Genomic DNA, 13972 nt, shown 5'->3' with positions numbered 1-13972 from the left:
TCACCACCTCGCGTTCGATCCGGCTTCGTCCGCTTGCCCGTGGCCTCCGCATGCGGGCCCGGATCTTTCCAGCAAAACGTCACCCACCACCGGCTGCCTCTGCCGCTGGCGGATATAACATCATGAGTGCCGGTCGCAAGCGGTGGGCGCGCTTCGTCAGCGGGCGGCGACTGGTTCCGTCGTCGACCGGGAGCCACGCCTCTCGGCGAACAGCGTCTTGGCCAGACGATGCGTCGGTCGCTCGACGATCGCCCACAGGATCCAGGCCGCGACGACCGACGCCGCGGTGGCGAGGACGAGCGCCGCCACGCTGGCGAACACGGTATCGCCCAGCGCGCGTCGTGTGACGAAGCCGACCGCGCCGGTAACCGGGCTATGCAGCAGATATAGGCTGTAGGAGATCGTGCCGAGGAACTGCAGCCAACGCCAGTTGAGGCCCGACAGGATCCAGCCCGATCGCAGCGCGAAGAAAAGCCCGACCGCGGTGACCGCACTGGTCTGCGTGAAGCTGTTGTAGGACGCGAGTGCGATCGACAGAACGCCCAAGCCGACGATCGCGATGTTCGATCGACCGGCCCGATAGGCCATGACCCCGACGTAGAAGCAGCCCCAGAGCGGCAGGAACACGCCCTTGGGCACGAAATCGAGCTGACCGAGCGCGGCGAGGATCGCCACCGCCAGCAGGAAGACGTCGACACCGACCGCCGCCGGTCTCGATCGCCGCGCCAGCGCGTGACGCGCGACCAGCGCACCGACGAAGAAGAGGTAGAACTGGACCTCGTAGGCCAGCGTCCAGAACGCGTCGTTGATCGGTCGCTCGCCGAAGATGCCTTGCAGATAGAGGATGTGCAGCAACACCGTCCGCAGGCCGATACCGGGCCATGCCGCGCCCGTGACCTTGGCGGACAGAAATGCGAGCGCGATCGCGAAGGCGATGGCGCACCAATAGGCCGGATCGAGCCGCAGCGAGCGACGCAGGATGAACCTGCCGAAGAAGGCGGGCGTGGCCTCCTTACCCGCCAGGCTGTGCGCGATCACGAACCCGCTGAGCGCGAAGAAGATCGGCACGCCGAGATGACCGGCGTCGAACACCGCGTGCTCACACCACCCCGGCAACGCTCGCTTCAGCGCCGCGACATGCCCGCCTTCGCTCAGATGGAACAGCACCACCCACATCGCCGCGAACCCGCGCAGCGCCTGGATGACGGTGAAATTGGCGCCGGGTCTCACTGTCGTCACGCAACGGCGCCTACCGGCTCACGCCTCGCCACGCAACGGGCGGTAGCTCCCCGTGCTGCGGTGCGCATGGATCGCCAGGGATAAGGGATTGGAGGCCCGACCGGGAATCGAACCCGGGTGCGAGGATTTGCAGTCCTCTACGTCACCACTCCGCCATCGGGCCAAGGCGGCGCCAGATGGGGGGTTTTTCGGCGGCGGTCAACCGGGATCGGGAAAACTTGCGGGGCGGGGCCGCTCCGGTCGACGCGTCGCATGCGCATCGAAACCGTCCTTGCGGCGCGGAGCCGGCTTGGCGGGACGGACGCTGCGCGATACAAGCCAATTGTCGAATTAGTGTATTGCACGGCTAAGACAGCTGTGCGACAGGGGTGGGCATGAATACGAGCTTCGAAAGCAACGTCTCCGGCGGCGTCGATCATCGTGCGATGCGGCACGCCATGGTCGCCAGCCAGCTTCGTACCAACGCGGTCAGCGACGTACGGATCGTCGAGGCAATGGCGCAGGTGCCGCGTGAGCGGTTCGTGCCCGATGCCGTGAAGGCGATGGCGTATCGCGACACCGCGCTACCCGCCGGCAATGGTCGCGCGATCAACCTGCCGATCGCGACCGGGCGGCTGCTGACCGAGGCGTATCTGCTCGCCACCGATCGCGTGCTGCTGATCGGGGCCGCGGGCGGCTATACCGCCGCGGTGCTCGCCGAGATCGTCGCGCAGGTCGTTGCGGTGGAGGAGGATGCGGACCTCGTCGCGCTCGCCCGTGATGCGCTCGCCGGGATCGGCAATGTCAAACTGGTCGAGGGGTCGCTCGCCGCGGGGCACGCGGCCGGCGCGCCCTATGACGTGCTCGTCATCGACGGCGCGATCGAGGCGGTACCGTCGGCGCTGGTCGGCCAGGTCGCGCCCGGTGGCCGCGTAGTCGGCGGCGTCGTCGATCACGGCGTGATCCGGCTGGCGAGCGGCCGCAAGACCGATGGCGGGTTCGGGCTCGCCGCGTTCGTCGATAGCGACTGCGTGGTGCTGCCCGGCTTCGCCAAGCCCCAGGGCTTCCGGTTTTGACCTTGCGGCTGTTGCGTATCCTGCTGCTGGCGGGGATCACCGCGTCGCCGGCGGGGGCCGAGACCCTGCGCGAGGCGCTGGCGAAGGCCTATGCCAGCAATCCGACGATCACCGCGCAACGCGCCGCCCAGCGCGCGACCGACGAGGCGGTGCCGATCGCGCGGGCGAGCGGACTGCCGGGCGTCAACGCCACGACGTCGGTGATCGACAATTTCCTGGTCGCGAACAACAACTTCATCAATCCCGAGCGCAACGCGTCGGGGGCGCTGAACCTGACGGTGCCGCTTTACCAGGGCGGAGCGGTCAAGAATTCGGTGCGCGCGGCGGAGACCCGCGTCGATGCCGGGCGCGCGACGCTGCGCGGGGCGGAGGCGAACACCTTCACCAACGTCGTCGCCGCCTATCTGAACGTGATCCGCGACGAGGCGATCACCTCGCTCAACCAGCAGAACGTCCGCGTGCTCGAGGTCAATCTGCGCGCCAGCCGCGACCGGTTCCAGGTCGGCGACCTGACCCGCACCGACGTCGCCCAGTCCGAAGCCCGGCTCGCGCTGGCGCGTGCGCAGCTGCAGCAGGCCGAGGCGCAGCTGATCACCAGCCGCGAGAACTATATCCAGGTGGTCGGCTCGCCGCCGGTCGCGCTGGAGGAGCCGCCGGCGCTGCCCAACCTGCCCAATTCGCCGACCACCGCGGTCACCGTGGCGCTGGAGAACAACCCCAATCTGATCGCGGCACGGCGCCAGGCGGACGCGACCCGTTACGACATCAGCGTCGCGCGCGCCAACCGGCTGCCGCGCGTCTCGATCGTCACCGGGCCCAATTATTTCAATTATTTGGGCTCGCTTCCTGCCGGCAGCCCGCAGCCCAATTCGGGCACTTCGGCGTCGGCCGGCGTGCAGCTGACCTTGCCGCTGTTCCAGGGCGGCCGACCCGCCGCGCAGGTCCGCCAGGCGCAGGCGCAACGCAGCCAGGCGCTGGAGAACGTCACGGGCACCGAGCGCGCGGTGATCTCGCAGGCGCGCTCCGCCTACGCCATCTGGCAGTCCTCGCGGCAGGTGATCGCCTCGTCCGAGACCGCGGTGAACGCCAACAAGCTCAGCCTGGAGGGCGTGCGCGCCGAGAACAGCGTCGGCACCCGCACCATCCTCGACATTCTCAATGCCGAGCAGGAGCTGCTCAACAGCCAGGTCACGCTGGTGACCGCGCGCCGCGACGCCTATGTTGCCGGCTTCGCGCTGCTGGCGGCGATGGGCAATGCCGAGGCGCGCGACCTGGGACTGGAGGGCGGCGCGCTCTACGATCCGGTCGCGAACTACAAGCGCGTGCGCAACAACATCAACGATTTCGCGAGCGACAGCGAACCCGTGCCGGTGGCGGTCACGACCGCGCAGACGCCGCCGCAGAACGCCGCGGTCAGCAAGCCGCTAGATCCGATGCTCGACACGCCGGTTGACAGGAGCCCGGCGTTGACGACAGGTGCAGCCTCGCCGAACCGCCAATAGAGGCGTCGGCGCGCGTACGGGATGCTTCGCATGGGGGACATCAGCGCCGAACCGTCGATGGAGGAGATCCTCTCGTCGATCAAACGGATCATCGCCGAGGAAAGCGAACCGGGTCAGTCGCGCCCGCGCCGCCCGCGGCCGACCACGGAACTCGCGCCCGAGCCACGCCCGCCTGCCGCCCCCGCTGCCGCGGCGCCCGCGCCGGTCGAGCGTGCGGAGGAAGTGCTCGAACTGAGCGACCCGATCCGCCAGCCGCCCGCACCCCCGGCGGAGGCGATCGCGCCCGCGCCGGTCGCGGTGCCGCCTTCACCGGCACCCACCCGCGCCGCCGAGCCTGCCGATGCGACTGCCGAACCGATCGTGTCGCGCCAAGCCGCTGCCGCCAGCCGCGGTTCGCTCGAGGCGCTCAGCAAGATGCTGGTCAAGCCTGAGGCCGACGGCGACGGCACGCTCGAAGGACTGGTCCGCGAGATGCTGCGCCCGATGCTGCGCGACTGGCTCGACGCCAATTTGCCGACGCTGGTGGAGACGATGGTCGCCCGCGAGATCGAGAAGATCACCGCCCAGCCGAAATGACCGGCGGCCCCGTTGCCCGCCACCGCGCGGTCTGCTCTACGTCGGGGATGAAGCACCTCCTTGCTGCCAGCCTGCTTGCGCTGGCGATCGCCCAGCCGGCCACCGCGCGCCAGCTCACCATCGACGACGTCACCATGCTCAGCCGGATCGCCGCGCCCGCGGCATCGAGTGACGGGCATTGGCTGGTCTGGCAGCAGCGCGAGACCGATCTCGCCGCCGATCGCGGGCGTACCGACCTCTGGCGGCTCAATCTGACCCGTAAGGGCGCCAAGCCCGAACGGCTGGTCGCCGAGGCCGAGGTGAACGAGGGGTCGCCGCAATTCTCGCACGACGGCAAGATCGTGTATTTCCAGTCCGACAAGGGCGGCGACGATGCGATCTGGTCGGTGCCGGTAGCGGGTGGCGAGCCGCGCAAGCTGACCGGCTTTCAGGGCGGGTTCGGCGGGTTCAAGGTCTCGCCCACCGACGACCGGATCCTGGTGTGGGCGGATCGCAAGCCCGGCGCGCCCAGCCTTGCCCCGGCGATGGAGAAAAAGGACCCGAACGCGGGGGCGGCGCGGGTCTACGACAAGCTGTTCGTGCGGCATTGGGACACGTGGGCGGACGGCAACCGGTCGCAGCTGTTCGTGTTGCCGCTGACCGCCGATGGGGCGCCGGGCGACGGCGTCGCGGTGTCGCGCCCGCTGATCGGCGACTCGCCTTCGAAGCCGTTCGGCGGCGGCGAGGAAGTGTCGTGGAGTGCGGACGGGCGAACGATCTTCTTCGCGCTGCGCGAGGCGGGCCGGATCGAGGCGCTGTCGACCAATCTCGACATCTTCTCGGTGCCCGCCGACGGCTCGGCGCCGCCGACCAACCTGACCGCGGGCAACCGCGCGACCGACACCTTCCCGACGGTATCGCCGGACGGGCGGACGCTCGCCTGGGTGGCGATGAAGCGGCCGGGGTTCGAGGCCGATCGGCAGGTGCTGATGGTGCGCGATCTCGCCAGCGGGCAGGTGCGGGCGCTGACCGAGACCTGGGACCGATCGATCGGGTCGATCGCCTGGGCCCCCGATTCGCGGACGATCTACGTCACCGCCGAGGATGTTCAGGAGACCCCGATCTGGTCGGTCGATCCGGCTAGCGGCAAGGTGTCGCGGCTGACCCAGGCAGGCACCGTGTCCGCGGTGGTGCCGACCGCGCGCGGCCTGGTGTACGCGATGAACAGCCTGGTCGCGCCCGACGATCTCTACCGACTGGTCGGCAAGCGGACGTCGCGGCTGACCGCGGTCAATGCGGAAAAGCTCGCCGGGATCGAAATGCCGACGGTGACGCGGTTCGATTTTACCGGTGCCAACAACGATCGCGTCTGGGGTTACGCGGTGCGCCCGGCGGGCAGCACCGGCAAGGTGCCGATCGCGTTCATGGTGCATGGCGGGCCGCAAGGATCGAGCAACAACAGCTGGTCGTACCGCTGGAATCCGGCGGTGTTCGCGGGCGCCGGCTTCGGGCTGGTCGCGATCGATTTCCACGGATCGACCGGTTACGGGCAGGCCTTCACCGATTCGATCAGCAACAATTGGGGCGGGTGGCCGCTCGATGATCTGAAGGCCGGATTGAAAGCGGCGACGGATCGCTTCGGCTGGCTCGACGCGAGCAATGCCTGCGCGCTCGGCGCCTCCTATGGCGGCTACATGATGAACTGGATCGAGGGCAAGTGGGCCGATCGCTTCAAGTGCATCGTCCAGCATGACGGCGTGTTCGACGCCCGCGCCATGGCATACGAGACCGAGGAGCTGTGGTTCGACGAATGGGAGCATGGCGGCAAGGCGTACCATGAGGATCCCGCGGCGTTCGAGAAGTGGAACCCGGTCAACTACGTCAACGACTGGAAGACGCCGATGCTGGTGATCACCGGGGAGAAGGACTTCCGCATTCCGTACACGCAAGGCTTGGCGGCGTTCACCGCGCTGCAACGCCGCGACATCCCGTCGCGGCTGGTGGTCAACCCGGACGAGAACCATTGGGTGCTGAAGCCGAAGAACAGCCGGCAATGGTATCGCGAGGTGCTCGGCTGGATGGATCGCTGGACGGGGAAGTAGCGAGGCGATGTAGCGGCGCGCAGCTACACGACCCCGGCGGGGGCGGGACCCAGTCGGGCGCCGTGATTCGGCGTGTGCTGCGGCTCGTTACGTCCACCTTCGCGATCGGGCCCGGCCTTCGCCAGGGTGGTGGGAACGTTCGCACCTCGACACCCCTTCAGGAATCTCGCGCTGCACGCGGCGCATCCGAGTTCCGTTCCCCGCCGGTACTCGACCGCACCGAAGCCCGCCTGCGTCAGCCGGTCCGCGACTTCGCGCATTGCCGCCCTCGGCCATGCCACCGCATCGCCCTCGAACGCCACGACCAGCGCATCGCTGCCGACGATCCCGTCGCAGCGGAACCGGCCGGGACACACGATCGTAAACAGGTCCTTCGCCACCGGGCTGAAGCGGGAGAAGGCGCTGATCCGCAGCTCGCAGTCCGCGAACGCGTCGAGCACGGCCAGCCCTAGCGGCGCCCGCAGCGCAAAACGGAACTTGGCGCGATCGAGGCAGTCGAGATCCTGCGTCGCGACCACCGGCTCCCGCCGGGACGTCATGCGCCGCCGCGCGTAATTCGGAACACCGATGCCGGATCGCCCATCGCGGTGCAGCGCTCGACGCTCGATCGATAGGCGTCGGGGCGGCGGCACAGCGCGTCGTAGAAATGCTCGGTCAGCGCCGGGCGTTCGTGGATCGCGCCGTTGTAGACCAGGTTCATCATCCCCCGGAACCCGCCCGGCAGCAGATAGGTGGTCGCGAAATCGGCGCGGCCGTAGAGATCGAGATAGCCGACGCTCTCGTAATCGTCATGGACGACGAAGACCGCCTCCTCCTCGCTCAGCGACGTGCACGCGACCCGCCCCCAGCCGGCGCAGTTGATGATCGCGATCAGCCCCGCGATCCAGTCCTCGCGGGTCCGGCACATCGGCTCCACCAGCGCCGCCCATTCGGGCGAGCGCCAGATGCCGCCGAAGGTACGGAAGCCGCAGCGATGCCCGGCCTCCTCCAGTAGCGGCTCGATCAGCTCGCGGCCCTGCTGGCCGTGCCGCCGGATCGTCTCGCGCAACGTCTCGAAACTGATCCGGTCGTAGAAGCGGTGCGGCTGCCAGGTGATCATGACGTCGAAGTTGCGGATCAGCCCGGCATTGACCGCGGCCGATCCGAACAGCGGCAGCGTCCGGATACCGTCGCGCACCGCATCGGCGTCGATCGTGTGATCGATCCCGACCGCGGGCGATCCGCTTGCCGAAAGCGGACCGAGGCCCGTGCCGCCCTCGAACAGCGTGAAGTTGGCACCGTCCGGGCGGAGCGTGAACGCATTGTCGCGGCCTCCGGTCATCGCGGCGCATTCGCGCTGGCCGACCGCGAAATGATCCTGGGGCAGGTCGTAGATCGCGGATGCCGCGCCCGCGAGCCAGCCCTGGGTGATGAAGCCGACCGGCGCATCGGATCGCCCGAACTGCGCGCGCCATCCCTCCGCATAGTGCTGGCTGTTCGAAACGGTCGTACCACCGGCCTCGCCGATCCCCGCAAGGTCGAGCGTGCCGAGGCCCTGCCAGCTGTACAGGTTGCTCGCGAAGGCCTTGCGATGCTCGACGCTGCGGATTTCGTGCTGTGCGAACAAGGCGGTCAACTGGGTGAATGCCTGTTCGACGCTGGCGCCGATCAGCAGCGGCACCGAATCGATGATCTGCCCGGCATCCTTCCAGATCGTCCGCAGCAGATAGTTGTTGTAGTAATTGCAGTGCAGGATGTGCGCCCGCGCCGCTGCGCCCTGGCCGACGATCACGCGGCTATGCAGATCGTCCATCGCGACGAGGAGGTCCGGTGTGGTCATCGCACGATCTCCATCGTCACTTGGGGCACGGCTTGCCGGCGACGACGCCGGCCTCCCGGCGCAGAGCGGCGAGGTATTCGGGCGAACAGACCGTGTCGCGGCCGATCGCGCGCACGCTCAGCTTCTCGCGTGAGGTCGCGTCCATCATCCGCACGTCGAGCCGCGCGAGCGCCAGGATCTCGCCGTTGCGCTCGAGCCACTGGATGATATCGAAGGCTACCGACACGGACGCTTTTTCCCGGCTGCTGTGCCCTATTCATAGGAAGGAACGCGCGCCCGCGGTTCGACACGGCGGCGATTGCGCGCCGGGGTGACGACCGCGGCGGGGCGGGTTATGGCCGCGCGCATGACCGAACTCACCAAGACCTTCGATCCCGCCGCCATCGAGGCGCGCTGGTACGCGCATTGGGAAGACAAGGGGCTGTTCCGACCGGAGCGGCCGGGCGCGGAGCCGTGGACGATCGTCAATCCACCACCCAACGTCACCGGCAGCCTGCATATCGGGCATGCGCTCGATAATACATTGCAGGACATCCTCACCCGCCACGCGCGCCTGAAGGGCAAGGACGCGATGTGGGTGGTCGGCACCGACCATGCCGGGATCGCCACGCAGATGGTGGTCGAGCGGCAGATGGCCGAACGCCAGCAGAAGCGCACCGATTTCACCCGCGAGGAATTCGTCGCCAAGGTCTGGGAATGGAAGCACGAATCCGGCGGCACCATCACCGGCCAGCTGCGCCGGCTCGGCTGTTCGATGGACTGGTCCAACGAACGCTTTACGATGGACGAAGGCTTTTCGAAGGCCGTGCTGAAGGTGTTCGTCGACCTGCACCGGGAAGGGCTGCTGTACCGCGACAAGCGGCTGGTGAACTGGGATCCGGGCCTCGGCACCGCGATCAGCGATCTCGAGGTGGAGACGCGCGAGATCGCGGGCAAGTTCTGGCATCTGCGCTATCCGCTCGCCGACGGCAGCGGCACGATCTCGGTCGCGACGACGCGGCCGGAGACGATGCTCGCCGACATGGCGGTGGCGGTGAACCCGTCCGACGCGCGCTATGCCGCGGTGATCGGCAAGCAGGTCCGGCTGCCGATCACCGGACGGCTGATCCCGATCGTCGCCGACGAACATGCCGATCCCGAGCTCGGATCCGGCGCGGTGAAGATCACGCCGGGTCATGATTTCAACGACTTCGAGGTCGGCAAGCGCGCCGGGTTCAAGGCGGGCGACATGCTCAACATGCTCGATGGGAAGGGCGCGGTGGCGCAGACCGCCGACGGGCTGATTCCGGCCAGCTTCGTCGGCCTGGATCGCTTCGCCGCGCGTACCGCGGTGATCGAGCGGCTCGAGGCGGAGGGCGCGCTGGAACGGGTCGAGGATCGCACGATCCAGACGCCCTATGGCGACCGGTCGGGAGTCGTGATCGAGCCGTGGCTGACCGACCAATGGTATGTCGACGCCGCCACGCTGGCGCAGCCCGCGATCGAGGCGGTGCGATCGGGCGAGATCCGGATCGTGCCGAAGACGTGGGAGAAGACCTTCTTCAACTGGATGGAGAACATCCAGCCCTGGTGCGTGTCGCGGCAGCTGTGGTGGGGGCACCAGATCCCGGCCTGGTTCGCGGACGACGGTCAGGTGTTCGTCGCCGAGACCGAAGCCGAGGCGCAGGCCGCAGCGGGGCTGGGGGTGACGCTCACCCGTGATCCCGACGTGCTCGATACGTGGTTTTCCAGTGCCTTGTGGCCGTTCGCTACGCTGGGGTGGCCGGATCGAACTTCTCCCCGGAACGGGGAAGGGGACCATGCGCAGCATGGTGGAGGGGGCTCGCCACAAGCGACAACCTTTGCGGCAACCCCCCTCCACCCCTCGACTGCGTCGAGCGGTTCCCCTCCCCGTGCCGGGGAGGAATGGGAGCGTCGCTACCCCAACGATGTGCTGATCTCGGGCTTCGACATCCTGTTCTTCTGGGACGCGCGGATGATGATGCAGGGCATCCACTTCATGGGAGAAGTACCGTTCAAGACGCTGTATCTCCACGGTCTCGTCCGTGCGGCGGACGGCGCGAAGATGTCCAAATCGAAGGGCAACACGGTCGATCCGCTCGGGCTGATCGATCGATACGGCGCCGACGCGCTGCGCTTCTTCATGGCGGCGATGGAGAGCCAGGGCCGCGACATCAAGATGGATGAGAAGCGGGTCGAGGGCTATCGCAACTTCGCGACCAAGCTGTGGAACGCGGCGCGCTTCTGCCAGGCGAACGGCATCGTCGCCTCGACGATGCTGGACGCGCCGGCGGCGTCGCGCGCGGTCGACAAGTGGATCGTCGCGGAGACGATCAAGACCGTGCAGGCGGTCGATCTCGCGCTCGCCGACCACCGGTTCGACGGCGCCGCCAACGCGATCTACCAGTTCGTGTGGAGCCGATTCTGCGACTGGTATCTGGAACTGATCAAGCCCGCCCCGGTCCGTACCGAAGAGAATGAGCAGCGCGGCGAGATCGACGCGGAAAGCAGGCTGGTGGCCGGCTGGGTGCTCGACCAGATCCTGGTCATGCTCCATCCGTTCATGCCCTTCATTACCGAGGAACTGTGGCACGCGATGGGCGCGCGCGACCACGAACTGATCGTCGCGGCGTGGCCGATGGCCGACGCGCGCTCGATCGATCCGGCCGCGGAGGAGGAGATCGACTGGCTGATCCGCCTGGTGAGCGAGATCCGCACCGCGCGGACCGAACTCAACGTGCCCCCGGGGGCGCGGCTGCCGCTGCACGTGAGGGACGCGAGCCCGCAGACGACGGCACGGCTCGATCGACAGGCGGTGGCGCTGGCGCGGCTGGCGCGGATCGACCGGGCCGACGGCGAACCGGGCGGCGGCGCGGCGCAGGTGGTGGTCGACGAAGCGACCTTCATCCTGCCGCTCGCCGGCGTCATCGATCTCGAGGCCGAACGCGCCCGCCTGACCAAGGCGATCGCGGCGGCGGAGAAGGAGCGTGACGGCTTGGCCGGGCGGCTGGGCAATGCGAGCTTCGTGGAACGCGCGAAGCCAGAGGCGGTGGAGAAGGCGAAGGCCGACCATCTCGACAAGATGGCCGAAGCCGCGCGTCTGCATGCGGCGCTGGGGCGGCTGGGGTAGGGGGCTTGCCGTCGTCCCCGCCTGCGCCCGGATGACGAGCGTGGGCAGGACAGCAACCAACCGCGCGCCTCACCTCAGCCCGAGGCGTCGTCCGGGACCGGCGCCATCACCTCGATCACCCCCGCGGCGATCTTCGCGGTGACCGGGGTGCGCGCGAGTACCTCGCCGTCGATCGAGATCGGCAGCGGCGGTTCGGTGCGGATCTTCAGGCTCTTGCCGTGGAAGTTGCGGACTTCCTCGTGCCGCGACTTGTGGCGCAGCACGCTCGCGGCCCAGTTCTTCACCAGCCGCCGCTTCACATGGCCGCCGACCGCCTGGACGACGATCTCGCCCGAATCCACCGCGGCAGCGTCGACCAGTTCGGTGCCGCCGTGATAGGGGCCGTTGGAAATCCGCACTTCGACCACGCGCAGGCGGACTTCGTCGTCGCCCTCGCCGACGATCAGCGTGAACGGCCGGAAGCGGGTGAACTGATACGCCGCCCAGCCGAGATAGCCGATCCGGCCAAGGACCTTCTTCAGCCCGTGCGGCACCGTCTCCGCGATTTGCGGGCTGATCCCCATCGCCGCGCAATTGGCGAAATAATCGCCGTCGATCATGCCGAGATCGATCCGCCGCGGTGCGCCGGTGCGGATCACCTCGACCGCGCCGGCGATGTCGATCGGGATGCCGAGCGTCCGGGCAAAGCTGTTGGCGGTGCCGAGCGGCAACACGCCGAGGATGACGTTATGCCCGACCATCAGGTCGACCAGCCCGCTGACGGTGCCGTCGCCGCCGCCGAGGATCAGCAGATCCGGCTTTTTCGCTAAGGCTTTGCGGACGGTCGCTTCCAGATCCTCCGGGTTCTCGACCGCATGCGCGTCGACCGGGTAGGGCAGTCCGTCCATCGCCGCGCAGGCGCGCTTGAAGAGGTGCTGGCCCTTGCGGGACTTGGCGTTCACCACCAGCGCGGCGGACTTGATCGGGCGGCTCATGATCGATCCCTAGCGCTTGCGCCGCGCTTGCGCATCCCGCAAAGCCACGGGCATGTCAGCCGCCTATCCCGCGCTTCGCCTTCGCCGTACCCGCGCGAGCGAATGGAGCCGCCGGCTCCATGCCGAGACCACGCTCGCCCCCGCCGACCTGATCTGGCCGCTGTTCGTCAGCGAGGGACAGGGCGTCGAGGAACCGATCGCAAGCCTGTCGGGGGTGTCGCGCTGGTCGGTCGACGGCATCGTCGCGCGCGGCCGCGAGGCGCAGGCGCTCGGCATTCCCTGCCTGGCGCTGTTCCCGAACACGCCGCCAGGATTGCGCAGCGAGGACGGGGCCGAGGCGCTCAACCCCGACAATTTGATGTGCCAGGCGATCCGTGCGCTGAAGGACGCGGTACCGGACATCGGCGTGCTGACCGACGTCGCGCTCGATCCCTATACCAGCCACGGCCATGACGGGCTGGTCGACGCCGCCGGCTATGTGATCAACGATGGCACTGCGGCCAGGCTGGTGGAGCAGGCGCTCAACCAGGCGCGTGCCGGCGCCGACATCATCGCGCCGAGCGACATGATGGACGGCCGCATTGGCATGATCCGAGCCGCGCTGGAGGCCGAGGGTGCGCACAACGTCCAGATCATGTCCTACGCCGCCAAATATGCCAGCGGCTTCTACGGTCCGTTCCGCGACGCGGTCGGCAGCCGCGGCCTGCTGAAGGGCGACAAAAAGACCTACCAGATGGATCCCGCCAATGCCGAAGAGGCGCTGCGAGAAGTCGCGCTCGATCTAGCCGAGGGCGCTGATACGGTGATGGTGAAGCCGGGCCTGCCCTATCTGGACATTATCTGCCGGGTAAAGGATCGCTTCCAAGTCCCTGTCTTCGCTTACCAAGTGTCGGGCGAATATGCGATGATCGAGGCGTCGGTCGCGGTCGGCGCCGGGGATCGCGACGCGCTGGTGCTGGAGACGCTGATGGCGTTCAAGCGCGCCGGCTGCTCGGGCGTGCTGACCTACCACGCGGCGCACGCCGCGCGGCTGCTCAATGGCTGAGCAAGCGGGCGTCGCGGTCCGCACCGACCGGCTGGTGCTGCGCGCCTGGCGCGATGACGACGCGCTGCCCTTCCACGCGATGGGTCAGGACGCCGACGTGATGCGCTACCTCGGTCCGCCAATGACACTCGAGGATTGCCACGCAGCGATCGCGCGATCGGCAACTACCCTGGCGGAGCAGGGCAGCTGCTTCTGGGCGATGGAGCGGACCGCCGATGGTGCGTTCCTCGGCTTCTGCGGGGTCAAGCGCGGCCCGCCCGGCACCCCGATCGCCAACGATCTCGAGATCGGCTGGCGGCTCGGACGCCCCCATTGGCGGCAGGGCTATGCGCGCGAGGCCGCGGCGGCGGTGCTCGACTGGTCGTGGGCGCAAACGCCGGCGCCGCGGGTTACCGCGATAACGGTTCCGGCCAACATCGCCAGCTGGGGGCTGATGATCCGGCTGGGCATGAAGCGGCTCGACGACGGCGATTTCGATCATCGTGCGGTCGCGATCGGCGATCCGCTGCGCCGCCACCTGACCTATGCTATCGGACGCCCGGCTTGAGCCC

At 68.3% G+C, this 13972-nt stretch carries 12 protein-coding genes and 1 tRNA gene; 7 read left to right on the top strand and 6 right to left on the bottom strand.

The features are described from left to right. Positions 1-156: 156 nt before the first annotated feature. The gene (locus ACT009_RS04340) at positions 157-1239 is read right to left on the bottom strand and encodes an acyltransferase family protein (protein ID WP_445193141.1); all 1083 of its coding nucleotides are present in this window, start codon (positions 1237-1239) and stop codon (positions 157-159) included. Positions 1240-1328: 89 nt separating this feature from the next. Continuing rightward, a tRNA-Cys gene (locus tag ACT009_RS04335) sits at positions 1329-1402 on the bottom strand. 211 nt (positions 1403-1613) lie between these two features. Between ACT009_RS04335 and ACT009_RS04330 the strand changes: the two genes are divergently transcribed. The 4 genes from ACT009_RS04330 to ACT009_RS04315 are packed head-to-tail and all read left to right on the top strand — an operon-like array spanning position 1614 to position 6453. Beyond that, positions 1614-2294 (top strand): protein-L-isoaspartate O-methyltransferase family protein, encoded by a 681-nt coding sequence (locus ACT009_RS04330; RefSeq protein ID WP_445193140.1) that lies wholly within the window; start codon positions 1614-1616, stop codon positions 2292-2294. A gap of 11 nt (positions 2295-2305) precedes the next feature. Then, positions 2306-3796, top strand: a complete 1491-nt coding sequence (locus ACT009_RS04325) for a TolC family outer membrane protein (RefSeq protein WP_445193139.1) — start codon at positions 2306-2308, stop codon at positions 3794-3796. 30 nt (positions 3797-3826) lie between these two features. Then, complete coding sequence (locus tag ACT009_RS04320) at positions 3827-4372, top strand: DUF2497 domain-containing protein (protein ID WP_445193138.1); 546 nt, start codon at positions 3827-3829, stop codon at positions 4370-4372. A gap of 47 nt (positions 4373-4419) precedes the next feature. Further along, the gene (locus tag ACT009_RS04315; protein ID WP_445193137.1) at positions 4420-6453 is read left to right on the top strand and encodes a prolyl oligopeptidase family serine peptidase; all 2034 of its coding nucleotides are present in this window, start codon (positions 4420-4422) and stop codon (positions 6451-6453) included. 23 nt (positions 6454-6476) lie between these two features. On the opposite strand, the gene ACT009_RS04310 is transcribed toward ACT009_RS04315, so the two are convergent. Genes ACT009_RS04310 through ACT009_RS04300 form a run of 3 tightly spaced genes read right to left on the bottom strand, consistent with a single transcriptional unit; the run spans position 6477 to position 8498 of the window. After that, positions 6477-6992 (bottom strand): hypothetical protein, encoded by a 516-nt coding sequence (locus ACT009_RS04310; protein WP_445193136.1) that lies wholly within the window; start codon positions 6990-6992, stop codon positions 6477-6479. After that, entirely contained in the window at positions 6989-8272 is a 1284-nt protein-coding gene (locus ACT009_RS04305) for a hypothetical protein (protein ID WP_445193135.1), read from the bottom strand. The genes ACT009_RS04310 and ACT009_RS04305 overlap by 4 nt, the downstream gene beginning before the upstream one ends. Positions 8273-8288: 16 nt before the next feature. Beyond that, positions 8289-8498, bottom strand: a complete 210-nt coding sequence (locus tag ACT009_RS04300; RefSeq protein ID WP_445193134.1) for a hypothetical protein — start codon at positions 8496-8498, stop codon at positions 8289-8291. 120 nt (positions 8499-8618) lie between these two features. On the opposite strand from ACT009_RS04300, the gene ACT009_RS04295 reads away from it, so the two are divergent. Next, positions 8619-11402, top strand: coding sequence for a valine--tRNA ligase (locus ACT009_RS04295; RefSeq protein ID WP_445193133.1), 2784 nt, complete (start codon positions 8619-8621; stop codon positions 11400-11402). A gap of 74 nt (positions 11403-11476) precedes the next feature. Here ACT009_RS04295 and ACT009_RS04290 read toward each other — a convergent pair whose 3' ends face one another. Next, entirely contained in the window at positions 11477-12376 is a 900-nt protein-coding gene (locus ACT009_RS04290; protein WP_445193132.1) for a diacylglycerol/lipid kinase family protein, read from the bottom strand. A 52-nt stretch (positions 12377-12428) separates the two neighbouring features. Between ACT009_RS04290 and hemB the strand changes: the two genes are divergently transcribed. Together hemB and ACT009_RS04280 are read left to right on the top strand one after the other, a co-directional pair. Continuing rightward, positions 12429-13421, top strand: coding sequence for a porphobilinogen synthase (gene hemB / locus ACT009_RS04285; protein ID WP_445193131.1), 993 nt, complete (start codon positions 12429-12431; stop codon positions 13419-13421). After that, positions 13414-13968 (top strand): GNAT family N-acetyltransferase, encoded by a 555-nt coding sequence (locus tag ACT009_RS04280; protein WP_445193130.1) that lies wholly within the window; start codon positions 13414-13416, stop codon positions 13966-13968. Before hemB ends, ACT009_RS04280 begins: the two co-directional genes overlap by 8 nt. Positions 13969-13972 lie beyond the last annotated feature (4 nt).

Source organism: Sphingomonas sp. Tas61C01 (genome assembly GCF_052567495.1).
Note: the sequence above shows the minus strand (reverse complement) of the source record. Positions and strands in the feature narration are given on the sequence as shown.

Excerpts from the sequence above, each read along its gene's own strand:
- ACT009_RS04330 (WP_445193140.1), top strand. The coding sequence starts at position 1,614 with ATGAATACGAGCTTCGAAAGCAACGTCTCCGGCGGCGTCGATCATCGT.
- ACT009_RS04320 (WP_445193138.1), top strand. The coding sequence starts at position 3,827 with ATGGGGGACATCAGCGCCGAACCGTCGATGGAGGAGATCCTCTCGTCG.
- ACT009_RS04315 (WP_445193137.1), top strand. The coding sequence starts at position 4,420 with ATGAAGCACCTCCTTGCTGCCAGCCTGCTTGCGCTGGCGATCGCCCAG.
- ACT009_RS04310 (WP_445193136.1), bottom strand. The coding sequence starts at position 6,992 with ATGACGTCCCGGCGGGAGCCGGTGGTCGCGACGCAGGATCTCGACTGC.
- ACT009_RS04305 (WP_445193135.1), bottom strand. The coding sequence starts at position 8,272 with ATGACCACACCGGACCTCCTCGTCGCGATGGACGATCTGCATAGCCGC.
- ACT009_RS04295 (WP_445193133.1), top strand. The coding sequence starts at position 8,619 with ATGACCGAACTCACCAAGACCTTCGATCCCGCCGCCATCGAGGCGCGC.
- ACT009_RS04290 (WP_445193132.1), bottom strand. The coding sequence starts at position 12,376 with ATGAGCCGCCCGATCAAGTCCGCCGCGCTGGTGGTGAACGCCAAGTCC.
- hemB (WP_445193131.1), top strand. The coding sequence starts at position 12,429 with ATGTCAGCCGCCTATCCCGCGCTTCGCCTTCGCCGTACCCGCGCGAGC.
- ACT009_RS04280 (WP_445193130.1), top strand. The coding sequence starts at position 13,414 with ATGGCTGAGCAAGCGGGCGTCGCGGTCCGCACCGACCGGCTGGTGCTG.